The 22,501-nt window shown below is 65.2% G+C and carries 19 protein-coding genes; 6 read left to right on the top strand and 13 right to left on the bottom strand.

What is annotated here, in order from left to right; translation table 11 throughout:
* Positions 1 to 218: 218 nt before the first annotated feature.
* Positions 219 to 1,745: an alpha/beta hydrolase family protein gene (locus AC3WUF_RS17280; protein WP_492427883.1), complete on the top strand. Its 1,527-nt coding sequence runs from the start codon at positions 219 to 221 to the stop codon at positions 1,743 to 1,745.
* A gap of 177 nt (positions 1,746 to 1,922) precedes the next feature.
* On the opposite strand, the gene AC3WUF_RS17275 is transcribed toward AC3WUF_RS17280, so the two are convergent.
* Entirely contained in the window at positions 1,923 to 3,443 is a 1,521-nt protein-coding gene (locus tag AC3WUF_RS17275) for a cellulase family glycosylhydrolase (RefSeq protein ID WP_492427881.1), read from the bottom strand.
* A 178-nt stretch (positions 3,444 to 3,621) separates the two neighbouring features.
* On the opposite strand from AC3WUF_RS17275, the gene AC3WUF_RS17270 reads away from it, so the two are divergent.
* On the top strand, positions 3,622 to 4,701 hold the full coding sequence (locus AC3WUF_RS17270) for a 3-ketosteroid-9-alpha-monooxygenase, oxygenase component (protein WP_492427879.1): 1,080 nt from the start codon (positions 3,622 to 3,624) through the stop codon (positions 4,699 to 4,701).
* A 191-nt stretch (positions 4,702 to 4,892) separates the two neighbouring features.
* Here the strand turns inward: AC3WUF_RS17270 and AC3WUF_RS17265 are convergent, their stop codons facing one another.
* Both AC3WUF_RS17265 and AC3WUF_RS17260 read right to left on the bottom strand, forming a co-directional pair.
* Positions 4,893 to 5,372 carry a carboxymuconolactone decarboxylase family protein gene (locus AC3WUF_RS17265; RefSeq protein ID WP_492427877.1) on the bottom strand — a complete coding sequence of 160 codons (480 nt, stop codon included), beginning with the start codon at positions 5,370 to 5,372 and terminating at the stop codon, positions 4,893 to 4,895.
* Between the two features lie 97 nt (positions 5,373 to 5,469).
* Positions 5,470 to 6,324 (bottom strand): SDR family NAD(P)-dependent oxidoreductase, encoded by an 855-nt coding sequence (locus AC3WUF_RS17260; protein ID WP_492427875.1) that lies wholly within the window; start codon positions 6,322 to 6,324, stop codon positions 5,470 to 5,472.
* 134 nt (positions 6,325 to 6,458) lie between these two features.
* Between AC3WUF_RS17260 and AC3WUF_RS17255 the strand changes: the two genes are divergently transcribed.
* Positions 6,459 to 9,026 (top strand): TonB-dependent receptor, encoded by a 2,568-nt coding sequence (locus tag AC3WUF_RS17255; RefSeq protein ID WP_492427873.1) that lies wholly within the window; start codon positions 6,459 to 6,461, stop codon positions 9,024 to 9,026.
* A gap of 112 nt (positions 9,027 to 9,138) precedes the next feature.
* Complete coding sequence (locus AC3WUF_RS17250; RefSeq protein WP_492427871.1) at positions 9,139 to 9,927, top strand: sulfite exporter TauE/SafE family protein; 789 nt, start codon at positions 9,139 to 9,141, stop codon at positions 9,925 to 9,927.
* Here AC3WUF_RS17250 and AC3WUF_RS17245 read toward each other — a convergent pair.
* From AC3WUF_RS17245 to AC3WUF_RS17235, 3 genes are read right to left on the bottom strand one after another with little or no spacing between them, the layout of a single operon-like run.
* Positions 9,917 to 11,149 (bottom strand): MFS transporter, encoded by a 1,233-nt coding sequence (locus tag AC3WUF_RS17245; protein WP_492427869.1) that lies wholly within the window; start codon positions 11,147 to 11,149, stop codon positions 9,917 to 9,919. The two genes, AC3WUF_RS17250 and AC3WUF_RS17245, sit on opposite strands and share 11 nt — an antisense overlap.
* A 13-nt stretch (positions 11,150 to 11,162) precedes the next feature.
* A complete protein-coding gene (locus AC3WUF_RS17240; protein WP_492427867.1) occupies positions 11,163 to 11,624 on the bottom strand; it encodes a nuclear transport factor 2 family protein in 462 nt (153 codons plus the stop codon).
* Positions 11,621 to 11,983, bottom strand: a complete 363-nt coding sequence (locus AC3WUF_RS17235; protein ID WP_492427865.1) for a nuclear transport factor 2 family protein — start codon at positions 11,981 to 11,983, stop codon at positions 11,621 to 11,623. The genes AC3WUF_RS17240 and AC3WUF_RS17235 overlap by 4 nt, the downstream gene beginning before the upstream one ends.
* Before the next feature lie 423 nt (positions 11,984 to 12,406).
* Here AC3WUF_RS17235 and AC3WUF_RS17230 point away from each other — a divergent pair, with 423 nt between their 5' ends.
* Both AC3WUF_RS17230 and AC3WUF_RS17225 read left to right on the top strand, forming a co-directional pair.
* The gene (locus AC3WUF_RS17230; protein ID WP_492427863.1) at positions 12,407 to 13,579 is read left to right on the top strand and encodes a helix-turn-helix transcriptional regulator; all 1,173 of its coding nucleotides are present in this window, start codon (positions 12,407 to 12,409) and stop codon (positions 13,577 to 13,579) included.
* A gap of 102 nt (positions 13,580 to 13,681) precedes the next feature.
* A complete protein-coding gene (locus tag AC3WUF_RS17225; protein WP_492427861.1) occupies positions 13,682 to 15,910 on the top strand; it encodes a BACON domain-containing protein in 2,229 nt (742 codons plus the stop codon).
* Positions 15,911 to 15,947: 37 nt separating this feature from the next.
* Here the strand turns inward: AC3WUF_RS17225 and AC3WUF_RS17220 are convergent, their stop codons facing one another.
* The 7 genes from AC3WUF_RS17220 to AC3WUF_RS17190 all read right to left on the bottom strand — a co-directional run bounded on the left by AC3WUF_RS17220 (position 15,948) and on the right by AC3WUF_RS17190 (position 22,364).
* The gene (locus AC3WUF_RS17220; RefSeq protein WP_492427859.1) at positions 15,948 to 16,673 is read right to left on the bottom strand and encodes a hypothetical protein; all 726 of its coding nucleotides are present in this window, start codon (positions 16,671 to 16,673) and stop codon (positions 15,948 to 15,950) included.
* A gap of 73 nt (positions 16,674 to 16,746) precedes the next feature.
* Positions 16,747 to 17,238: a nuclear transport factor 2 family protein gene (locus AC3WUF_RS17215; RefSeq protein ID WP_492427857.1), complete on the bottom strand. Its 492-nt coding sequence runs from the start codon at positions 17,236 to 17,238 to the stop codon at positions 16,747 to 16,749.
* 15 nt (positions 17,239 to 17,253) lie between these two features.
* Entirely contained in the window at positions 17,254 to 18,021 is a 768-nt protein-coding gene (locus AC3WUF_RS17210) for an SDR family NAD(P)-dependent oxidoreductase (RefSeq protein ID WP_492427855.1), read from the bottom strand.
* Positions 18,022 to 18,114: 93 nt separating this feature from the next.
* On the bottom strand, positions 18,115 to 20,106 hold the full coding sequence (locus AC3WUF_RS17205; protein WP_492427853.1) for a Calx-beta domain-containing protein: 1,992 nt from the start codon (positions 20,104 to 20,106) through the stop codon (positions 18,115 to 18,117).
* Positions 20,107 to 20,241: 135 nt separating this feature from the next.
* On the bottom strand, positions 20,242 to 20,493 hold the full coding sequence (locus AC3WUF_RS17200) for a hypothetical protein (RefSeq protein WP_492427851.1): 252 nt from the start codon (positions 20,491 to 20,493) through the stop codon (positions 20,242 to 20,244).
* Between the two features lie 287 nt (positions 20,494 to 20,780).
* Entirely contained in the window at positions 20,781 to 21,491 is a 711-nt protein-coding gene (locus AC3WUF_RS17195) for a c-type cytochrome (RefSeq protein WP_492427849.1), read from the bottom strand.
* Between the two features lie 60 nt (positions 21,492 to 21,551).
* Positions 21,552 to 22,364 (bottom strand): outer membrane lipoprotein-sorting protein, encoded by an 813-nt coding sequence (locus tag AC3WUF_RS17190; RefSeq protein WP_492427847.1) that lies wholly within the window; start codon positions 22,362 to 22,364, stop codon positions 21,552 to 21,554.
* Positions 22,365 to 22,501: the final 137 nt, after the last annotated feature.

Raw genomic sequence — 22,501 nt, 5'->3', positions numbered from 1 at the left:
CGTGGATTTGGTTTGCACAGCATTCTCCTCACAACAATGGGGGACGGCAGACGGGGCGAAACCCCACTGCGCATGGCGCAGCCTTTTTCACAGAATTCGCCGGTTTGGGCTTCACCCGAAGTGACTAGCCAGCGTGACGGGGCCTGACCAACCCGCTAGGCTGCGAACCGCGTCCCGCTAGAGGACGGTCGTGGTTTTTGGTGCGAGCAGGGGAAAACATGAAGATGAGGACACTGGCTGTCGGCGTGCTGCTGACGGCTGCGAGCTTTGCGGCGCTGGCCGTACCCGAAGGCCCGGAATACAACAGCGCCGAATGGCGGACACGCGATCTCGCAAACGTGGCCCGCGCCGTCGAGTCTCCGGTCGAGCTGCTGACCGATCCGGTCTTCGTTCTGCGCTGGCAACAGCAGAGCCTGGCGAACATCCTTTCGCTGACCCAGCGCAATCTTGCCGACCCGAGCTGGCTGCTGATTCCCAACCTCAACACGCCGGTCACGCCGCTGTGCACGAGCTGGGCGGAGCCTTGCAGCGGCGATCCGTTCCGATATCCCGAAGCGCCCGGCCCGGACGGCGCGCCGTTCTATGAGCAGGAAGCCGAAGTCATTCCGGTCGTCTACTACGACCGCGACTGCGCGCGCATTTCCGGCCATGTGTGGGCGCCACGCAACAACCGCAACGGCCTGCCTGCCGTCGTCATCGAGAACGGCTCGGTGCAGGCGCCGGAACCGATCTACTGGTGGGCAGCCCAGGCCCTGGTGCGCAGCGGTTACGTCGTCATGACCTTCGACCCGCGCGGCCAGGGCCGCTCCGACTGGCAGACGCCGAGCGGCGGTCAGGGCGGCAACATCGACTCCAGCGTGTTCTGGGACGGCCTCGTCGACGCGATCGACTTCTTCCGCTCCAGCAGCGCCCAACCGTACCCGCACAACGAAAGCTGCGCGGACACCTATCCGACCGAGGTCGCCGCGTTCAATCCGCACATCGCGCGCATCGATCCGACACGCCTCGGCCTGGCCGGGCATTCGCTCGGCGCGCGTGGCGTCAGCGTCGTGCAGAGCTACGGCGCGCCCGGTGCGGAACCCTGGCCGGGACTGATCGACCGCGACAATCCGGTCGACGTGATCGTCGCCTGGGACAGCCTCGGCACGCCGGGCGGAGAAGGCCGCACCGCCGTCATCCCGCGCGTCCCGGCGATGGGCCAGACCAGCGAATACGGTTTCACGCCGCTGCCGGCGACGTCGGAACCCGATCCCGAAGGCGACAAGTCCGCATTCCTCGGCTGGCAGGAAGCCGGAGTACCGGTATTCCAGTTCACGATCCAGGGCAGCTCGCATTTCGAGTGGTCGCTGATTCCGGGTTTTCCATCGTCGTCCTGGTGCGCGGATACGTCGGCCGGCACCTGCGCCGGCGGCTGGGGCCGGCCGCTCGCCGAGCACTACACGATGGCCTGGCTCGACCGCTGGCTAAAGAAATCCGGCGAAACCGGTTACGACACTGCTGATGCGCGCCTGCTGGCGGATGCGGACTGGAGCGAACGCTTCAGCTTCTACAAGCGCGCGGCGCGTGATTTTCCGACCCGCGATGGCAAGGCGCAGGTTTGCGACGACATCCGGGCGGGCTGCGCAATCAGCGGTGGCGATGGCGGCAGTGCCGGTGCAGATGATGGCAACGGCGGCGGCAGCCTGGGCTGGTTGAGCGTGCTGCTGGGCGGGCTTGCCGCATTGTCGCGGCGCCGCCTCGGGTAGCGGGTGAAACCCGGGTTCGCGCGTGCCGATATCGACGCTTCCCGGATTTCATCCGGGCTACGGGACTGAACACGAACGGTCGTGTCGCATTCGTAGGCTGGGATGAAGCGGTGGCGAATCCCAGCGAGGCGACGCCAGCTGCTGGGATTCGCTGCGCTTCATCCCAGCCTACGGCACTCAGCGGGAGACGCGAACCACCACCTCCGCCGCCCCCGCCTCATTCTCCAGCGTCAACAACGCCGCATCCGCCGCTGAAGTCACCCGCGCACCCGTGACCTGCACGCTGTACCCGTCCGGATAGTGCAGCGCTACCGGCACGAAGATCTCCGTCGGCCCGCTCGCCGCACGCGGCGTATAGCGATACTCGAACGCCGCGCTGTCCGGATCGAAGGACAGTGACAGCGGAATCCCTGCGGTCGCCTGCGGATACGTACGGCTGAGCAGCTTCAGCTTCTCGACCTTCACCGTCGACAGGTCGGTGTCGTCGGTGAACAGGCTCTGCGCGCTGCTGCCTTGCGATTCGGTCGTCGGATCGTTGAAGTTCTTGTACTGCCAGTACTGCCAGCCGATCAGCAGCTCGTCGGCTTCGGCGGCGACGTCGCGCATGACCTGCAAGTCATCGGTTGCGCCGAATTCGGTCAGCAGCTCCACCGCCTGCATCTTGTCCGCCTGCGCGCGCGCCTCGGCGAAGGTGCGATCACCGAACGGGCCGCAGGTGTCCTCGAGGCCGATCGGCAGCGCATCGAGCAAGCCGAGCTGCAGCGCGTTGCCGAGCGTATTGAGCGGGCAGTAGTAGTGGAACGAGTAGCCGAGCTGATCTTCTCCCGGAATCGCCTCAAAGCCGCTGGCCGGCGCGCCGGTGCTGATCATCGGCTGCGGCTCGAACCAGACGAGGTTGTCCGGATCGACGGTGCGGATACCGACGCGGGCGTGTTCGAAGAACGGCTGCAGCTCGTTGCGCTCGTGCGATTCGCAACCGAGGATCGGGATCAGGCAGGTCGGGTACTCAAGCCCGGCCCAGGGTTCGTTGAGCAGGTCGTAGCCCATCGAGTACGGCTGGTCGCGCCACTTGCGCGCCACCGCGATCCAGGCGTCGCGGAAGCCGTCGCGCACCGGGCCGTTCTCGGACCACAGGTTGTCGTAGGCCTGCGACAGCTGCGGCGTGAAGTAGTTGAACGGAAAGCCGAAGGCCGGCGGGCCGAGCAGCGTCGTCAGCGAACCCTTGATCGGCTCGACGGCCCAGTCCGGCACGCCTTCGCCCTGATAGTCGTGATTCAGCAGGTCCTGGTGGAAGTCGAACAGCATCCAGATACGCCGGCTCGCGAGCAGCTGGATCACGCGATCCCATGCGTTGAGGTAGTCCTGATCGATCACCCCCGGCGCGTCGGGCGAAACGCCGACCCACAGCGTGCCGATGCGTGCCGAGTTGAAGCCGTTGTCGGCGAGCCAGTCGGCGTCGCGAGCGGCGAAGCCCTCGGCGCTCGCCGGCGGCACGTAGGGTGCGAGCTTCCAGACCAGGTTGACGCCATGCGTGATGACGACGCGGTTCTGCGGATCGACCAGCCAGCGGCCGTCGCGGCGCAGCTGCGGGGCGCCCTCTGCACCCGGTTCCGCGGCGGTCTTGTCGCTGCCGCCGCAGGCGGCAAGCCCGAGCAGCAGCAAGCCGGCCAGCGCCAGCTTCAGTGATGAATTTGGCAAATCTCTCTCTCCGTCGCGTTTCATTTTTTGTTCAGCTGCACGCTAAGGCTGCGCCGCGGCATCAACTTCATGCAAATGGATGATGCGACGCAGGGGTGGGAGTTCCCAAACTGCCGCCATCGCCGGGAGTCCGGCCACCCGCTTTTCCGCCGCAGCATTTGCGGCACCGGAGTATCAGATGGCAACAACCAAGGAATACGGCCTCGGCGAGTTCACCTTCCCGCGCGGCTGGTTCATGGTCGGCGAGTCCGCGAAGATCACCGACAAGCCGCAGGGCGTGAAGTTCTTCGGCCAGGAATTCGCGCTGTACCGCGGCAAGCAGAGCGGCAAGGTCATCCTGCTCGACGCCTACTGCCCGCACATGGGCACCCACCTCGCGCGCAACAGCACTTCGTACGTCGCGCAGGACGGTCCCGTCGAAGGCGATTCGATCCGCTGCCCTTACCACGCCTGGCGCTTCGGCCCCGATGGCAAGTGCAACCACATCCCCTACTCGACCGGCCCGATTCCGCCGGCGGCGCGCGTCAAGGCCTGGCAGGTCGAGGAGCACATGGGCGCGGTGTTCGTCTGGCACGACCCGGAAGGCGGCGAGCCGGACTACGACGTGCCGGTGATCCCGGAACTGAAGGACCCGGCCTGGGTGCCGATCGCGTTCGATGACCTGGGCATCGTCAACTGCCACACGCAGGAGATCGTCGACAACATCACCGACGTCGCCCACTTCGGCCCGGTGCATGGTTCGATCACCAAGTACTTCGAGAACGAGTTCAAGGGCCAGGTCGCCGTACAGCGCATGGGCGGCGGTCACCGCACGCTGACGACCGCCGACGGTCCGATGCTGGAGACCGAAGCGGTCTACACCGGCCCGAGCATCCTGATCACCAAGATGATCGGCACGCACGATTCCTACATCTACATCGCGCACACGCCGGTCGACGACGGCAGCGCCTATGTCTGGCACGGCCTGATGGTCAAGTCGCCGACCGGTCAGGCGGTGGCCAACGAACAGGACGTCGAGATCGCGCGCCAGTACCAGGCAATGGCGCTTGCCGCGTTCGCGCAGGACTTCGAGGTCTGGAAGCACAAGAAGCCGTGCTTCAAGGGCCTGTTCGTCCAGGGCGACGGCCCGTTCCTCAAACAGCGCCAGTGGTACAAGCAGTTCTACAACCCGCGCGCGCAGCGTGAGGAAATCCTCAAGCAGGTGGACGGTGTGCACCTGGCGCGCGGCATGGAAGGGAAGCCGGCAAAGGCTGCGTAAAGCTTCAGCTGGGTTTCGAAAGGCCATGCCGCAAGGCGTGGCCTTTTTTGTTTGGGGTCGCCGCTAGTTTGGCGCGGGTCTCTCGATACACCGCGCTGCGCGCGGCACTCGAGACGAACGGAACCTTGTTCTAGTCGCTTAAAACACAGCCCGTTCGCATCGAGTGCCTGCGAAGCAGGCGTATCGAGATGCTAGAGCAGCAGCGAACAACTCTGCCCCACATCCAGCACCCGCGGCAGCCGCCCCGCACCGAGCCAAAGCGCACAGCAGGTCCCCAGCTCGACAATCTCAGCGTCATTGAACTCCGCATGCATCCGCGCCCAATACGCCTCGTCGGCGTTCAGCGCGAGATGATCGCGCGCAAACCGCTCGGCGAACTCCGCCGCGAGCCGCTCACGCGAAGTCAGGTTCGACGCAGCACGCCAGTCCAGAGACTGTGCATACAGATCTTCAGTAACGCCCTGCTCGGGCCCGACGACGCGCCGCGTGCGGATGCAAACCCCGCACTGGTTGATATGCGCAATCACCATGCGCGCCAGCTCGCGCTCGCGCAGCGACAGCTTGGTCGCCTTGCCGTACACCGCTTCGCTGAACGCGATCAGCCCCGCGGTCAGTTCCGGATGCAGGCCCATCCAGCTCGAAACATCGTCGGCAACATCGATACGCGGCATGTGGCTCTCCTGGTTCTTTCCTTGCTGATTCAAGTAGCCCGGGTGCAACCCGGGATCTGCGCTCGCCGAGCGCAACCGCCCCCGGATTGCATCCGGGCTACGATTTGGCGACGTCCCGCGCCAGCGTCAGCGCATCGCCAAGCATCGTCACGCCGTCGAGCGCATGTAGCGGCGCCTGCCATTCGCGCAGCACGTCGCGGCTGATGACGATGCGGCCGGTCTGCGTACCGCCGATCAGCAGGTAAGCCGCCTCGGCCATCATCTCGACCGGCTCGACCCAGTCCGGGTGCACCCCTGACACCGCGCGTGCAACGGCGTCCGCCGCCTCGGTGTGCGCGATCTTGTACGGCAGCACGGCGTTGACGCCGATGCCGGTGCCGTGCAGCTCGGCGGCGAGTCCTTCGGTGTAACGATCCAGTGCAAGCTTCGCGGCGCCGTAGACCACCAGCCGGTGAATCTGCTTCGCCGGCCCCGGATACGGCACCGGCGGCTGCTCGCGCATCTGGCTGCTGAGATTGAGCACGCGGCCCCAGCCGGCGGCGCGCATCGCCGGCAGCGCCTGCTGGATCAGGTCGATCGGTGCGTGCAGGTCGATCTCGAACAGCGCCTGGCGCGCGGCAAGATCCATCTCGCTCGGCGGCGCGTAGACCGGGATCGCCGCGGCGTTGTTGACGAGGATGTCGATCGCGCCGAACGCGGCGCCGGCACGCGCGACGAGATCGCTGCGCTCCTCGGCATCCGCGAGATCGGCGGTGACCGACGCGGCACGACCGCCCGACTGCGTGATCAGCCCGACGGTCTGTGCGAGCGCCTCGACCGAACGCGGCGACGCGCTGACGACGACGCTGGCGCCGTGCGTGGCAAGCCGCTGCGCGATCGCGCGGCCGATGCCGCGGCTGGCGCCGGTGACGAGGGCGCGGTGTCCTGCGAGACTCTGGGCTGCGGAAGGCATGGCGATCTCAATCGGTGCTGCGACGCAGCGTGAATCATGCGGCGACCCGCGGACTCATCCGTTTGCGGCAGGCGACCCTGCCGGGGCACCGATAGCTTGGCCTGCGAGGGGCAAAAACATAACGAGGGGACCGCATGCGCGCGCAGAGCAGCCTGTTGGCATCACTGCTGGGTTTGACGTTGAGCTGCACCGTCAGCGCCCAGGAGTCCGAGGCAACACCCGAAGCCGAGGTGGCGACCGACGCCAGCATTCCGGTCGAGCCGCTGCGCGAGGAGGCGCCGGCACCGACCGCGATTCCTGGGCCACCGCAGACGACGACGCTCGAGGAGATCGTCGTCACCGCCGAGCGCAAGTCGGCGAGCCTGCAGGACACGCCCATTTCGATTGAAGCCTTCAATGCCGAGGCGATCGAGTTGCGCGCGATCAAGGGCGTGCAGGATCTCGGCGGCAACGTGCCGGGCCTGACCATCGAACCGTTCCCGACCCATAACGCGACGCTGCGCGTGTTCATCCGCGGCGTCGGCATCAACGACGCGCAGCTGACGCAGGACCCGGCGGTCGGCATCTACATGGACGGCGTCTACATCGCGCGCTCGGTCGGCCTCGCGCTCGACGTCGCCGATCTCGAACGCATCGAAGTGCTGCGCGGTCCGCAGGGCACGCTGTACGGCCGCAACACGACCGGCGGTGCGATCAACCTGATCACCAAGCGCCCGACCTCCGGCGACTTCTCGATGTCGCTGCAGGGCAGCGCCGCGAGCCGAGAGAACTATCTGGCGCGCGGCAGTTTCAACCTGCCGGTCAGCGACACGCTCGCGTTCGGCGCAACGCTGCTCGCAACGCGGCGCGATGGCTTCGTCGAAAACACCGGTCCCGGTGGCGACTACGGCGACCGCGAGGAATTCGCTGGCCGCCTCAGCGCACGCTGGACGCCGACGCACTGGCTGACCGCGGACTACGCCTACGACCGCAGCGACATGGACTACTACAACCTCGCGTTCCAGCCGGTGTCGCTGCCGACGACGAACAAGGGCCAGGCCGAACTGTTCAAGCCGTACGCGGTGTCGCAGAGCGTCTATTCGACCGACCGCCTCGAAAGCCTCGCGACCGGCGCGCCGCTGGAAGAATCCGGCACGCGCATCGACGGCCATTCGCTGACGCTGACCGTGCCGCTCGACGGCGCGGAGGTGAAGTACATCGGCGCCTGGCGCGACCTCACCGACCGCCAGTACGCGGATCTGGGCGGCGGCGCCGGCTCGACGACCTACCGCCTCGACAGCAATGCCTACGATGGCCCGGCGGCGGACGTCGCCAATGGCGGACCGACGCCGCTGGTGATCCCGACCGTCACGCAGACGCAGTGGTCGCATGAGCTGCAGCTGCTCGGCACGCTGTTCGACGATTCGGTCGACTACGTGCTCGGCGCGTACTACTTCAACGAGGAAGGCCGCGAGAATCGCCGCCGCCTCAATCATCAGCTCAGCTCGGCAATCTCGCTGAACCAGATCGATGAGCTGTCGCCGGAGATTCCGGAACTCGGCGGCGTGCTCGATCTGCTCGCGCCGCTGGTCGGCGTCGTCGATCAGGTGCGGCTCGTCAACTTCGTCGGCTTCGACTGGACGATCGACAACGAGGCGACCGCGCTGTTCGGCCAGTTCACCTGGACCCCAACCTGGGCCGCGCTCGACGAGCGCCTGCACCTGACAGCCGGCTACCGGCATTCCGAGGACAAGCGCGCCGCGGTGAAGTACCGCCTCAGCGAGACCTACATCGAGATCAACCAGAACGGCGTCGGCACCGCAGTGCCGCTGCCGGCCAGCGAGGAGTTCTTCGACGACATCCCCGCATCGCGCAAGTTCTCCGACGATGCGCTGAGCTTCGTCGCTGCGTTCGATGTCAGCGACCACGTCAATGTCTATGTGAAATCCGTCGAGAGCTACAAGAGCGGCGGCTTCAACGTGCGCGATCCGAACGTCTCCGGCGCGACCGCCGATCCGATCTACGGCATCGGTTTTACCGACGGCTTCGCGCCCGAGTATGTCGAGTCGCTGGAAGCCGGCATCAAGAGCGAGTGGTTCGACCGCCGTCTGCGTCTCAACGCGGCGCTGTACGAGGCCGACTACGACGACATGCAGATCAACTTCCTGATCCCCGGCTCGATCTCCGACACCAAGGTCATCAACGCCGGCAAGGCGCGCATGCGCGGCGTCGAGGTCGACATTACCGCGATGCTGACCGCCGATCTGGTCGTGCTCGCCGACTACGCCTACCTCGACGCCCGCGTGCTCGAGGCGCTCGACCCCAACGGCGTCAACCAGGCGAGCCTGTACCCGTTCACGTCGGCGCCGCGCCACAGCGGCAATGCCGCGATCGACTGGACCGCCTGGCGCGGCGACTGGGGCGACCTGCGTGCGTTCGTCTCGTACAGCTACACCAGCCTGCGCGACGGCACCGTCATCAGCGAAGAGCGCCGCGGGCTGACATCGATTCCGGCGTATGGCCAGTGGAACGCGCGGATCACCGCCGGCAACATCCGCTTCGGCGAGCGCGGCTCGCTCGACGTCGCGCTGTACGGCCGCAACCTCGCCGACGAGATCTATCCGCTGATGGCGATCGACAACGTGCCGCATGCGAACCGCGCCGTCGCCTGGGGCGACCCGCGCAGCGTCGGGCTGGAGCTGATCTACCGCTTCGGCCACTGAAGCCGGGCGGTCACGCACGGGCGCCGGGCCGGCGGGATAGAATCGCCGGCCCTCAGACCACCTCGCGACGGATGAGGGGCTTCCGGCCCCGGGCCTTCACGCGCGCCTTCGAATGACCATCACGCTTCTGAACATCGTCGCCGGCTTCGGCGTCGGCATCATCGTTGGCCTGACCGGCGTCGGCGGCGGCTCGCTGATGGCGCCGATCATGATCCTGATCTTCGGCGTTGCGCCGCACACGGCCGTGGGCACCGACCTGTGGTTCGCCGCGATCACCAAGATCTTCGGCGGCTGGATTCACGGCAAGAAGGGCACGATCGACTGGCAGATTCTGCGGCGCCTGTTCATGGGCAGCCTGCCGGCGTCGCTGGCGACGCTGTTCTGGCTGCACGAGACCGGCGCCAGCCAGACGCACAGCAAGGTCATGATGCAGACGCTCGGCATCACCCTGATCCTGACTTCGATCGCCGCGCTGTCGCGCGCGCGCATTCATGCGTTCGGCGAGAGCCTGCGCGGCAACAAGCCGCAGGCGTTCAAGGCAGCGCAGCCGGCGCTGACCGTGCTCGGCGGCGCGATCCTCGGCTTCCTCGTGACCTTCACGTCGATCGGCGCCGGCGCGCTGGGCGCGGTCATGCTGCTGTATCTCTATCCGCGGCGGCTGACGCCGCTGGCGCTGGTCGGCACCGATATCGTCCACGCGATTCCGCTGACGATTCTCGCCGGCACCGGCCACCTGATCATGGGCAATGTCGACGGCGGCTTGCTCGGCAACCTGCTGATCGGTTCGATTCCCGGCATCGTCATCGGCTCGCTGCTCGCGATGCGCGCGCCGGAACAGGTCGTGCGCACCGCGATCACGATCGTGCTGGCGCTGGTCGGCCTGAAGATGGCTACGTCTTGAGCTGCGGCACCCGCACCATGACGATCAGCGCCGCGGCGACAAAGGCGGTGCCGAAGAACACCTGGAACGCGAAGTCGTAGCTGCCGGTGCGGTCGAAGACCTCACCGATGAAGCGGATCGCGATGATCGAGAACGGCATGACGACGAAGTTCATCGTGCCCATGACGACGCCGAAGGACTTCGAGCCGAAGCAGTCCGCGGTCAGCGTCATCCACAAGGGATAGGTCCCGCCGATCGCCAGGCCGATGATGCTGCAGGCAATCATCAGCGTCGCGAAGCTGGGGCTGCTCATCAGCACGACGAGAAAGCTCAGGTTGCAGGCCGCAACGGCGCAGAACAGCCAGCGCTTGTCGATACGGTCGGCCAGCATGCCGATGACGAACTTGCCGAAGATCGCCGAGAACGTCAGGCACGACACCAGCAGGGCCGCCTTCTGCGCACCGAAGCCAGCGTCGACACCGTAGGGAATCATCGACGCCAGCAAAGCCTGATCGGCCGCAAGCAGGATGCCGGTGCCGAGCGCGATCAACCAGAAGTTCGGCGTTCCGAGCAGCTGCGGCAGCGTCCAGCTCTGCCCGTCGCGGGCGGCGGCGGTGGCCGTCGGCGATGCCGGCAGGCCGTCGGGCAGCAGGCCCAGATCGGCCGGCCGATCGCGCACGATCAGGCCGACGCTGAGCACCACGATGACCAGCACGATGATGCCGAGCGCGGCGATCGCACCGCGCCAGCCGAGCTGCTCCATCAACAGTGCCGCGAGCGGCGGCAGCACGAAACCGCCGGCCGAGGTGGCGATCGCGAGCAGGCCCATCGCCCGGCCGCGATGAGCGCTGAACCAGCGCGCGGTCAGCGTGTTCGCGGCGAGCGCGCCGCAGGCCACGGTGCCGAGCGAGATCGGGCCGAGCACGGCGAGGCCCATCATCATCGGCGACTGCAGTTGCGACAGTGCCAGCGCGCCGAGCGCGAACAGCACGCCGCCGCCGATCATCACGAGCCGCGCCGGCAGGCGGTCCATCAGACGCCCGATCACCGGCCCCCAGACCGCGAAGCCGACGAGCAGGAAGATGAAGCCGCCGTTGGCGTCGGCCCGCGACAGGCCGAATTCCTGCGACAGCGGCGCGACGAACAGGCCGAACGAATACGTCGTGCTGCCGATCGCCAGCATCGTGCAGATGAAACCGGCGGCGACGATCCACCAGCCGTAGTACAGCCGCGTTGCTGACATGGGCGCTCCCCGGCTACTTCTTCAGTGCCTTCTTCATCCACTCAGGCATGTTGAACTCGTAGCACTTCTCCTCGGAGCGCCGGCTCATGCGCCAGCCATCGGCGGTGCGGACGTACTCGTCGAGATACCAGAGGCCGAGGAACATCGTATCCGTGCCGCTATCCGGCTGCGGCACGACCATCGGATTGAAGCAGGCGATGCGCCCCGTTGCGCGATCGCCGTCGATCTCGAACTCGGCGTTGCCGGTCATGTGCATGAAACCGGGGAAATGCCCGAGCGCCTGCGGCAGCCAGGCCTTGACGGCTGGATACGGGCCGTCGATACCGCCCATCGCGCGATAGTCGATGTAGGCGTCCGGCGTGAACACCGTGTCGAGGCGTTCGAAATTGCGCGTGTCGATCGCATTGGCGTAGCGCACGACCAGATCGTTGAGCTCGATCCGGTCGGCGAGTCGCTGCAGATCGACAGCACTCACGATTCGAGCACCATGTCCGACTTGCCCCAGTACGCCTTCATCGAGCTGACCTTGCCGGCGTCGTCATAGGTGAAGACGTCGATGACCTGGATATGCGCCTTACCCTGCGGCATGTTGAGGCGGACGTTGAAGGCCATTGCCGAGGCATTGCCGTGCGAGGCGCGGATCGGCGCCGCCAGTTCCAGCCGCGCGCCCGTGGCGACGGCCATCTTGTAGAACGCGGCGATTTCCGCCTTGCCGGTCTTGAGCGGGCTGCCGACCGGGTCTTCGACGGTCGCGTTGTCGGCGTAAAGGTCGGCGATGCCGGCAGGATCTGCTTTGTTGAACAGGTCGATATAAGCCTGCATCGTCGCTTTCATTTTCGCTTCGTCGGTCATCTTGGGCGCCCGTGAACTGGAATGAGGAATGGTCCCGGATCATCGGCGAGGCGTCGCACCCCAGACTCCCCCATCCGGACGATACGAGGCCTGGGCGGCGAGGTTACTGTCCCGTTCACGCGTGCCAGCCCGGAAGCCAGCACCCCTTCTCCGCTGTCCGCCAACTTATAAACGCCAAAAGTCCGAAGGAATTCGGGCTTTTAAGGCGTATTTCTGCTTGACGGCGTGAGCGTATCCTCCTATTGATACACGCGCCCCAAGCCCGTCACCGGTTCAATCCGCCGCGAGCCAGGGCCATGCACCCTGCCGCAGGCATGGCGCAGAGGAGAGAGAACAATGGCCACCACCGCCAAAGTTTCAAACATCAGCAGTGCGCGCGCCCGTGACACGGGCGGGAGAGACCCGATGGCAGCTACCCGAAAGGAAGCCGCATCAACGCTGGAATTGGAGCAGATGGACCGCCTGCTGGGCGCCATCTACGAAGGTCCGATGGAATCGCCGCCGTGGAATACGGCGCTGCAGATGATGCGCGACTACCTCAAGGCGGCTCACGTCACCCTGATGCTGCGCCCGCCGTCGAACGACAGCGCCGGCGTCATGATCAACACCGGCGCGGTCACGACGCAGGGCCGCGAGTCCTATGAAACCCAGTACTTCGCGATGGACCCGTTCGTGCGCCTGCCCGAAGGCGACGTCGTCACCGCCGAGGAACTGATCGGCCGCCAGTGGCTGCAGAGCGCGGTCTACCTCGACTATCTCAAGCCGCTCGACATCCGCCACCTGCTCGGCGCCGACATCAACACCAAGGAAGGCATCGAATGCCGCCTGCGCGTGACGCGCTCGCACAGCGCCGGCGCCTTCTCGGCCGACGACAAGGCCGCGGTGCGCTTCCTGCTGCCGCATCTCAAGCGCTCGATCCAGCTGCATGCGCGCCTGGATTTCCTCGAGTGCGAACGCCAGCTGTTCGCCGGTACCGTCAACCGCATGCTGCTCGGCATGATCAGCATCGCGCAGGACGGCACGATCATCGAAACCAATCAGGAAGCGCGCCGCATCCTCAACGAGAAGGACGGCATCTGGCTGTCCGGCAACACGCTATGCGTCGACAGCAGCCACGAAAGCCGCGACCTGCAGCGCATGATCCGCGCCGCGCACAGCGAGAACGGCGCCGCGCCGGTCGAAGACACGGAAGACGGTCCCGCCGTCATCGAGGCGATCTCCGTCTCGCGCCCGTCCGGCCGCGCCAAGATCGGCGTGCTGGTGCGCGCGATCCCGATGGGCCAGTGGTCGGAGAGCAAGCAGCGTCCGGCCGTCGTCGTGTTCCTGCGCGATCCGGAATCCAACGCCGCCCAGCCGTCGCAGGAACTCGTGCGCCGCCTGTTCGGCCTGACCCGCATGGAAGCCCAGCTCGCCCTGCTGCTCGCCGAAGGCCTGACGCTCGACGAAGCTGCCGAGCAGATGAACGTGCGGCGCAACACCGCACGCACGCACCTGCGTTCAATCTTCTGCAAGACCGGTGTCACCCGGCAGACGATGCTGGTGCGTCTGATGCTGAACAGCGTGCTGTCGCTGGGCTAGGAGCCAGGCGTAGCTTGTTGCACTGCCGTCAGCTGCGATGATGGCCTGATGACCTCCATGGTCATCTGCTAAGAGCGCACCTGGCCGAACGAGGGTGGGACAATGAACTTCAGGATTCTAGGCGCAGTGACCTGCGCCGCGGCAATGCTGTGTGGATGCGGCGGTGGCGGTGGCAGTTCCGGCCCAAGACTGACGCTCAACGTGAGCGAGTTGAGCTTGGGCAGTTCCGCGAACGACGGAAGCTCGCCGCAGGCCACGATCACAGGCCGTCTGAGCGGCAATCCCGGCTCGCTGTTTCTGTTCATCCAGCACACGGATTTAGGCATTGCGGCGGTCGGTTCACCTACTATTTCGGGCAACACCGGCAGCAGTGCCGTTCAGATGCGCCCTGGAACTTCGCTCGGCCACGGCACCTACAAAGACACGATTGTTGTCACTGCCTGCGTCGACAGCTCCTGCAATCAACAGTACGAAGGCAGCCCCGCGCAGATCGCAGTGACGTACACCGTCGGCATTCCCGTCAATCGCGAATCGGTGGCGCTCACAGTCGTAGAAGGAGAAGCCCGCGATGCTGGCGCACTGAGTTTTTCGCATTACGCTGGCTCGCAAGCCTGGGGCATCCAATCTTCTCGCGACTGGATGACGACAACACCTGCTACGGGGAGCACGACACCGGCTGAAACCGTTGTACACGTCGCCTCGCAGCCGGTCGGACAGCACGAAGCGGCGCTGACAATCACTGCCGGCTCGGAGCAGCGCGCCCTACCGGTGAGCTATACGGTGCTGCCATTGCTGGAAGCAAGCTTGGCCGGCCCGATATCGGTAACAAATGCCAATGCCTACGGCGCAATTTCATTCGAGACCACCGTTCGTTCGCGCGTCGCCGCGCGCCAAGCGGACTGGCGCGCTGCCGTGGAAGGCCTGCCATGGGTCACGCTCACACGAGCATCCGGGGACACGAACAGCGCAAACACGGTATCGCTGACGATAAGTCCTGAGGCATTGCGCTCGCTGTCCAACGGCACCTACCAGGGCGCCGTGCTGATCAGCTCGACCACTCCAGGTGTTTCGTCAATCTCGGTACCTCTAAAAATCGTCGTGGATCGCTCGATCGTCAATGTTGCGGCACCTCATGCCATCGCTGCAGATCGCGCCGGCGATCTGATTCTGAGCGGCGAGCGTCTGAACGAAATTGGAGAGATCGACGCTGTGCTGCTGGGCGATATTCCGGCCACCCGCATTGCAGTCGAAGGTGGGATCAGAAGGCAACTGCGCATCAGCTACCCGCCACTCGGCGCAGGCAGGCACCCGGTTGCACTGAGTGCGAACGGGCGTCGGATCGCAAGCATCGCCAGCATTGTGGCAGTCACGTCGGCAAACTTCGTCGCAGCCGGACAGAGTCCGGCGCTCGACATATCACCTCCACTCATACCGTGGGTCTACGACGCGACGCGCCAGGCGCTATACCGCTTCCCCTCCTTGGAGGAAGGCCCCATCCAGGCGGTGCGCCTGACTCCGTCCGGTTGGATTTCCCAACAGTCTGGCACTAGGTTTGATGGCTTTATCGATGCGGCGCTGAGCCAGTCAGGCAGCGAGATTCTTGCACTCAGCGCTGACCGTCAGATCGTCAGCATCGACCCGGAAACGCTGGCCGTCCGTTCATCGACTCCGCTGAATTTGTCGATGTCTGCAACACTGCTCTTCAATGGCGCCGCAGGCGCGCATGACGGCTCCTACTGGGTCCCGGCAGATGCGGCGTTGCTTCGCTACGACGAGATTTACCGTTCAGTAAAACCCATCCACGAAGATGCACCTGAGCTCGCCCTGGCGCCCAGCGCTACTGGCAATGTGCTCCTGCACTACGCACCGATTTCGGAAGGCAGCAACATCTATCGTGTCGATGCCCTGAGTCGGGCACGTACGCTGTTTCTTCCCAACGTCCAGACGAGCATCACGAAGATCTTGGGCGACCGGTTCGGTGACCGTTGGGCCCTGATCGGCGAACCCAGCCATAGCGATGGGCATGTCGAGATTCGCTCCGGAGACGCCAACCTGCTCGGCATTGTGGATCCACGGCCAAACTCGTATGTCGATGCGCTACTCACGCCGGACGGCGACCAGCTAATCCTGACTTTCGAGAGCTACAACGGGCGACTCAATCCATCGCTGGAGATTTATGATTTGACTGCAACACCCGCCGATGGCCGCTTCCCGCGGACGGCAACACTGCCATTCGACGGTCAGGATTTCAGCATCATTGGAATTACACCCGACAATAGAGAGCTTTTGATGGGATGCTGCGATCGCGTAACTGCGATTGCACTACCCTAGACAATCAGGAAATCGAAACAACCTCCTGACAAAACCCTCAGCGGCAATGCACGTAATGATCGACGTCGTTGCGATTCAGTTCCGCAAGCCGCTGCGTTGCCTTTGCTGCCGCCGGTGAATGCGGAAAGGCCGCGGTGAATTCACCCAACTCCTTGCGCACGCTGTCGACATCGCCGCAGGCGCAGGTGCCCAGTTCGACGACTTCTTCCAGATCGCGCAGCACCTGCGTCGTGAAGTCCGCATAGTTCGGCGCATTCGCGGTCCAGTACGCCCACCACTCGCGATACAAGGGTGCGACGATGTTGTCGCCGAAGCGTACGCAGGGCGACTGCCCGGAACCGAGGCTCAGGTACTGCGGCATCAGCTCGGCGCTCCAAAGCCGCGCATAGAGCTCGAAGAACGCCTGGTCTTCGTTGCGGCCATGCGCTTGCGCCAATGCGTTCAGGAACTTGCCATCGGGCTGGGCATAGACGTCGTGACCGCGCGACAGCTGCAGTCCGCGCAGCTGCTTGCGCAGCGTCGCGTAATCTTCGTCGCTGAGGGTTTCCTGCCAGGCCTGGTCGCTGTTGGGCTGGATCTCCATCAGCTTGTCCTGCGCAGCGCCGGCGGCGGCCAGCAAGGGTTCCAGCGAGACCGGTGCATCGGCCTTCTCTACGGCGGACAGCGCCTGCAGATAGGCGTCAAGCTCGGCGGGAAGATTGGCGAGCTTCGCCTGATGACAGGCACTGAGACCAATCGCAAGAACAAGAACGAGTGCGCGCATGGGATGAACGTTTTTCGACGGCGGGGGCCCATCCTAGCCGCCCGCCGTCGAACGCGCCTGAACCGTCGTTGACTCAGGCCGCCGGCGGCAGCTGCTTGCCGTGCTTGGCGAGGTAGTGGGCGGTGATGTTGGGCGGCTCGGTGAACGGCGTGACGATCTCGAACACGCGCGTGTAGGTCGCGCGCTTGATCAGCCATTTGCCGTTCTGCTTGACGTAGGTGTCGCGGTACAGCGACGAGCCGTCGGTGTAGATCTTGTTGCGCAGATCGCAGAACCAGTCCTTCAGATACCAGACGCCGGTCGCCTCGGTGTCCGAGGTGACGGTGATTTCCGGATGATTGACGTGATGGAACGCGATGGCCTCGGCGTGGAATGCGTATTCCAGCGCCTGCAGGATCTTGTCGCGGCCTTCGGCTTCGAACAGATAGCTGCCGCCTTCGTAACGCACGCTGGCGTCTTCGGTGAACAGTGTCTTCAGCTCGGCGATGTTGGCCGTGTCGATGCAGCGGCAGTAGGCGTACTTGAGCTGCTTGATCAGCTCGATGTCTTCAAGGCGCAGGGTCATGTTGGTTCGATCCGCTCAGATGCCAAAACCGCCGGACACATTGATCTGCTGTCCGGTGACGTAGCCGTTGGTGGCGAGGAACACCGCCGCGCTGCCGATTTCCTCGGGCTTGCCCCAGCGCTTGATGCACAGCAGCTTCTGCGTCTCGTCGGTCCAGGCCTGGTCGAACACGCCGCGCTTGATCAGCTCGAGGAACATGCCGGCTTCGATGACGCCGACAAGGATCGAGTTGGCGCGGATGTTGTACTTGCCCTCTTCCTTGGCGATGCCCTGGATCAGGCCCTCGTTCGCCGCCTTGGGTGCGACCGACAAACCATCCTTCGCCGGCCACCAGGCATGCCCGGCGGAGCCGAGGTGCACGTAGGAGCCGCCGCCCTGCTCGCGCAGATGCGGGATCGTCGCCTTCATCGCGTTGAAGAAGCCGTGGACCTCGATGTCGACGGACTGGCGCCACAACTGTTCCGAGGTATCGGCCAGGTGCACCTGCTCGACGACCGGGCCGGCAGCCCAGACGACGGTGTGGATGCGGCCGTGCGCGGCGATCGCCGCCTTCACGGCTTCGGCAACCTGTGCGGACTCGCGCACATCGGCAGCGTGGACCGTCGCCTTGCGGCCGCCGGACGCAATCTCGCCGGCCACCTTGTCGGCAACGTCCTTCTTCGAGCGATAGACGATCGCAACGTCGGAGCCGGCCTTGCCGAAGCTCTTCGCGACTTCCTGGCCGATGCCTCCGCTGCCGCCGAACACCAGCGTCGCGCCCTTCGGAAAAGCTGCCTGCGTCATCATCGTCCCCTCATGTCTGTGTCGTCGCATTCTCCGGGTGCGACGCCGGGTGGAGCATCATCCGTTGGGACGACTGGACCGAAAGCGGGGCGGTCAGGATCGAGGGCCGCTGCGCCTGGCCAGCGCCAGCACGGTCAGCAGCCAGAGCAGCATGGGCGACAGAGCCCCGCCGCCGCCACCGCCATCGTTGTCCTTGATCTGGATCGTCTTGCGATTGAAGAAGCCGATCGAGCCCCCCGCGGACACGGAGGAGATCGTCACAGCAAAAGTTTCCAGGTCTTCCTTCAAGTCATCGTCGACGATCGACAGCGGCAGCATGATGATCTCCTGGCCGCTGGCAAACACGACGCTCTCGCCGACGGAGAAATCGACGCCGGACTCTGCAGTCTGGCTCTCGACTGCAAAGCTGGCGGAGACACCGCCGAGGCAACCCTGGGTCCGGACGATCGCAACCATCGGCGCAGCATCCGATTCCAGAATGGGCGGCGTGATCGGTGAGAACTCGATGAGTCCCGGCTTTGCGACCAGCGTGGAATCGGAGGCGCTGTCGTTTGCGGAACTCGCATCTGCCTGAAAACTCGTGGCCAGGACCGTCGCATCGGCTTCGTCGCACTGGCGATCCGGTCGGTCCAGCTTGAAGCTCAGCTGGCGCTCCGCGCCGGCCGGCAAGGGTTCAACACTGCGGCAGATCGCGCCGTTGCAGTTCCAGCCCGGCGCAGTGACGCCCGAAAGAACATGGTTAGCCGGCAGCTCGAAAGCGACGACGACCCCGGCGGCCTGGCCCAGTCCGCGCCCGGCGGTCGCCGGATGTGCGTTCCTGACCGTGAGCTGATAGGACGCCTCGGTCTGCGCCGCCGCCTCGGTCTGGTTATCGGTTATCGAAATCTGGACATCCACGTCTTCGATGCCGGCCAGTCGCTGCAGGAGACCCACGCGCTCTCCGCCCCCACCATCAAGCCGGATCTTCTGCCACACAACGACCGGATCCCCGTCGGAATCGACTGCCACCTTGGGCTCTTCCGAGACGAAGTCCCCCGCTACGTTGTCGGACAGCATGATCGGATCGGAGCTGCTTTGGCCGTCCGCCTTGAAATACTGCGCCACGATGACGGGCCGGTTGCTCTGCATCCAGGCGATAACCGTGTCGCCATCTTCATCGACGGCAATGCTGGGCCTTCCGGACGGCCCGTTGTAGATCGTGACCTCGCCTTCCATAGCGTTGCCGCTGCTGTCGAAGCGTCGGCGCACAACCTGATTCAGCGGCTCACCAGACCAGACGACCGTGAACTGACCGGAGGCATCAATCGCAGTGTCGACCAATGCTGTCGCCGGCACCGCCGTTTCGTCGACTCTCCTGATGGTGCCCAGGACATTGCCGCCGCTCACGGTTCTGGCTCTCACCTTGCCAGCGGTCTGCCATGCAACGACTGAATTCCCCTGTCGGTTCGTCGCGACAGCCAGGAAGCTGAGGGACTCATCGGCGGCCGGCGCAAACACATCGAAAGGAGCGGCGGCAACTGTCGCCCCGGCATCGAGCCGGATTGCACGTATACGCCCCGCAAACGTCTCGGCCCAGACGATCAGTGCCTGCCCGCTCGCCGACACTGCGACTTCCGGCGTACCAATGCTTTCGGCGCCGACATCAAGACTGCCGACCGCACCCAGCCGCGTGCCGCTCTTGGAGTATCGGACATAACGGATCCGCGACGAAGAATCACCGGGAAGCGCTTCCAGCCACGCTGCGGTTGCAATGCCAGCATCGTCGATCCCGACGCCGACCTTCGATGTCCCTACGCCAGGCTCGACTCGATTGAGCGTCAGCGGCTCTCCGAACGGCGCGCCGTTGGCCCGGTAGAACCTGAGATACGCCTGTGCAGCGGCCACGCCGCCATCGCGCGGATACTCCCTCCAGACCACCGCCGTATCGCCACCAGCGGAAATGGCGACCTCCGGCCACAGCATCTGGCGCGTGCTGTCGGCCAGCAATGGCTCGGGGGCGCCGACCCGGGAGCCGGGCTCAATGGCGCTGACAACCTGTGGCGCCAGCCCGATGATGAAGATGGCAATCCCTGTACCTAGCTTCATGCAGCGTCCCCAAGTCGATCGCTGCTGAGTTATACCGCTGCGGGCGACAGGGAGCCAGCTGCACCTCGCTCCCTGTCGATGCTTGATCTCCGGCGACCGTTTCGGGCCGGATCAGCGAAGAAGTCCGGCACCAACTCAGGCTGTATCAGCATCGTCGAAGATGACGCTGCGCATCTCCTCCTCGACCTGCCGCGCCGCACAGGCGATGGCCGCCTCGTGACCATCGGCTTCGTAACAGATCATGGGGGCGTCGGCATGCACGTAGGCAACTGCGGCAGCCTGCAGTTCGCCGGCCTCAGCCATTCTCAGCACTTCCCGCAGCATCGAGATCAGGTCCTGATTGACCTTGGGCTCTCTACTGCGACTCCGGACGAGTTCAACGACCATACTCGATTCTCCAGTCGGGCCTTCGGCAGCGGGGACCCGTCGACGACGAATGCGCCCGCAAGGGACATACCCGCAAGCCAACGGCAAGGACGGGCTCTGAATGGACCACACGCGGCGGCAGGGCGCCTGGAAAGCGGGGCGCGGGCAGCCTTTCTGACAGCCTTGGATGGCAACTGTCAGCCACTTTTATTGCAGGGAATCGTCCCCAGCCTGAACGGCAGCGCGCCCTGGCATCAACAAGCGGACGCAAGCCCCTGATCGGTGGTCAGTTAACGACCAGAACGGGGTCAGGACCCGGGGGTGGCCGTGAAGCAGGGCGGCGCTTCCAGGCGCAGGTCGGCCGGGACACTGAGCATCCCGGCATGGCGGCCTTCGAGGGTGAAATTCCGCTCGCTGGCGCTGGCAATCTGCAGGTCGCCGGCCTGCGGTCTGACGACCACGGCGCCGCTGTCCGGCGCCACCGTCACCGTCGTGGCAGCAGTGATGCGCTGCCCCTCGTCCAGCGTGAAGCCGAGACGCCAGACCGGCACCACCCGGTCGCTGAGATTGGCGATCCTCACCGTTGCGGAAAAGGCATCGCCGGCGATGCTGTCGTAGCGGAAATCGACGGTGCAGCTCGGCACGGTCGAGAAGCCGTTGATGATCCAGGCCGCGATATCGCGCGCGCAGTCGTCGACGCATTCCTCAGGATTGCGCAGCGGCATCGCTTCGTCGATGCGCTCCCACAGCGTGCTGAAATCCTCGCAGGGCGGACAGCTGGCGGTATTGGTGAGCGCCGGACCGTAACCGCCAGCACCATTGGCCTGGTGGCAGCTGACGCACAGCTGGTTGTAGAGCATCTCTCCTCGCGCCAGATCGAGCGCCCAAGGGCCGGCATCGGCCGTCGGCGGTGTCGGCGCGGGCGTTGGGGTCGGGGCCGGTTCGCCCGCGGACGAGCCGCTGCCGCCGCAACCGGCGAGCAGGACCGCAACAGCCATCGGCACGATGAGACGCAGCATCCCCGCAGACTGCCGCGTCCGCGTTACGGGACGGTTGCAGCGCGGGGTCCGACTGGTCGATCAGTTGCCCAGATAGAAGCTCTTCGGATTGAACAGGCGCGCCGGCAGTTCCGGCCCCGGCTCAGCGGTGACCAGGCGGATCTGCGTCGTGCTCTTGTCCTTCAGATCTTCCAGCTGCAGCGCGGACAGGTACCAGTGATCGCCGGACTGGCGCAGCGCTTCGGCATCGCCGCTCAAGCGCTTGCGCAGCTTGCCGTTCTCCATGAACTCGACCTGCAGCGGCACGCAGGTTTTCTGATCGATCCACAGGCGCACCAGGCTGTACTGGGTGCCCGCCGCGCCGGTCGGCGTATAGGTCATCACGTAAACCGGACGGTCCTGCAGCTTGTCGTCGCGCTCGCGGGCCGCGTTGGCATCGCCGACCGCATGCTGCATCTGCTTGAAGTCGTAGTAGCTGATGTTGGTGCCAAGCAGCGGGCCGTCGGAGAACTCGCCGCTGATGCGGCGCACGCGCTTGACCGAAGGCAGGAACACGTACATGCCGTCCTGACCGGGCGACTCGGACTGACGGACCAGATACGAAGCGCCCGCCAGATACTCGGGCGAGGCAATGCGCAAGGTCGCGCGGACGCTCGACACACCCTCAGGAGATTTCTCGCGCAGCACATAGACCTTGCCGCGCAAGGTCGTCGTCTCCGGATTGTCGGCTCGGCTGGCGATGAGTTCGATGTCTTGGATGCGCATGTTCTGCGGCACGTTGGCGTCGAGGCACTCCAGCACCGTCTTGGCGTTTTCGACCGCTTGCGCGGTGCCTGCCGATGCCAGCGCCAGGCCAGCACCCACAACCGCCAGCCACTTCTTGCTGTTGTTCACGCTTGCTCCCCTTTTTGTGCGCCGGCGCCCGGCCGATCGTCCCACGGTCTGCGGACAGTTTCCCGGGATGTCCGATGTGCTGCGTGCTCCGAATACAGTAGGTCGGGGCGGGCGGACTGCCAACTGGTTCCTGCTGT

Source organism: Fontimonas sp. FW305-C-3 (genome assembly GCF_058783185.1).
This window is presented reverse-complemented; position numbering and strand designations above follow the sequence as displayed.

Bases quoted from the DNA above. Each gene is read 5' to 3' on its own strand.
- AC3WUF_RS17220 (WP_492427859.1), bottom strand. From the start codon at position 16,673: ATGCGCGCACTCGTTCTTGTTCTTGCGATTGGTCTCAGTGCCTGTCAT.
- AC3WUF_RS17235 (WP_492427865.1), bottom strand. From the start codon at position 11,983: ATGAAAGCGACGATGCAGGCTTATATCGACCTGTTCAACAAAGCAGAT.
- AC3WUF_RS17270 (WP_492427879.1), top strand. From the start codon at position 3,622: ATGGCAACAACCAAGGAATACGGCCTCGGCGAGTTCACCTTCCCGCGC.
- AC3WUF_RS17225 (WP_492427861.1), top strand. From the start codon at position 13,682: ATGAACTTCAGGATTCTAGGCGCAGTGACCTGCGCCGCGGCAATGCTG.
- AC3WUF_RS17265 (WP_492427877.1), bottom strand. From the start codon at position 5,372: ATGCCGCGTATCGATGTTGCCGACGATGTTTCGAGCTGGATGGGCCTG.
- AC3WUF_RS17210 (WP_492427855.1), bottom strand. From the start codon at position 18,021: ATGACGCAGGCAGCTTTTCCGAAGGGCGCGACGCTGGTGTTCGGCGGC.
- AC3WUF_RS17280 (WP_492427883.1), top strand. From the start codon at position 219: ATGAAGATGAGGACACTGGCTGTCGGCGTGCTGCTGACGGCTGCGAGC.
- AC3WUF_RS17260 (WP_492427875.1), bottom strand. From the start codon at position 6,324: ATGCCTTCCGCAGCCCAGAGTCTCGCAGGACACCGCGCCCTCGTCACC.
- AC3WUF_RS17245 (WP_492427869.1), bottom strand. From the start codon at position 11,149: ATGTCAGCAACGCGGCTGTACTACGGCTGGTGGATCGTCGCCGCCGGT.
- AC3WUF_RS17215 (WP_492427857.1), bottom strand. From the start codon at position 17,238: ATGACCCTGCGCCTTGAAGACATCGAGCTGATCAAGCAGCTCAAGTAC.
- AC3WUF_RS17230 (WP_492427863.1), top strand. From the start codon at position 12,407: ATGGCAGCTACCCGAAAGGAAGCCGCATCAACGCTGGAATTGGAGCAG.
- AC3WUF_RS17200 (WP_492427851.1), bottom strand. From the start codon at position 20,493: ATGGTCGTTGAACTCGTCCGGAGTCGCAGTAGAGAGCCCAAGGTCAAT.
- AC3WUF_RS17195 (WP_492427849.1), bottom strand. From the start codon at position 21,491: ATGCTGCGTCTCATCGTGCCGATGGCTGTTGCGGTCCTGCTCGCCGGT.
- AC3WUF_RS17255 (WP_492427873.1), top strand. From the start codon at position 6,459: ATGCGCGCGCAGAGCAGCCTGTTGGCATCACTGCTGGGTTTGACGTTG.
- AC3WUF_RS17250 (WP_492427871.1), top strand. From the start codon at position 9,139: ATGACCATCACGCTTCTGAACATCGTCGCCGGCTTCGGCGTCGGCATC.
- AC3WUF_RS17205 (WP_492427853.1), bottom strand. From the start codon at position 20,106: ATGAAGCTAGGTACAGGGATTGCCATCTTCATCATCGGGCTGGCGCCA.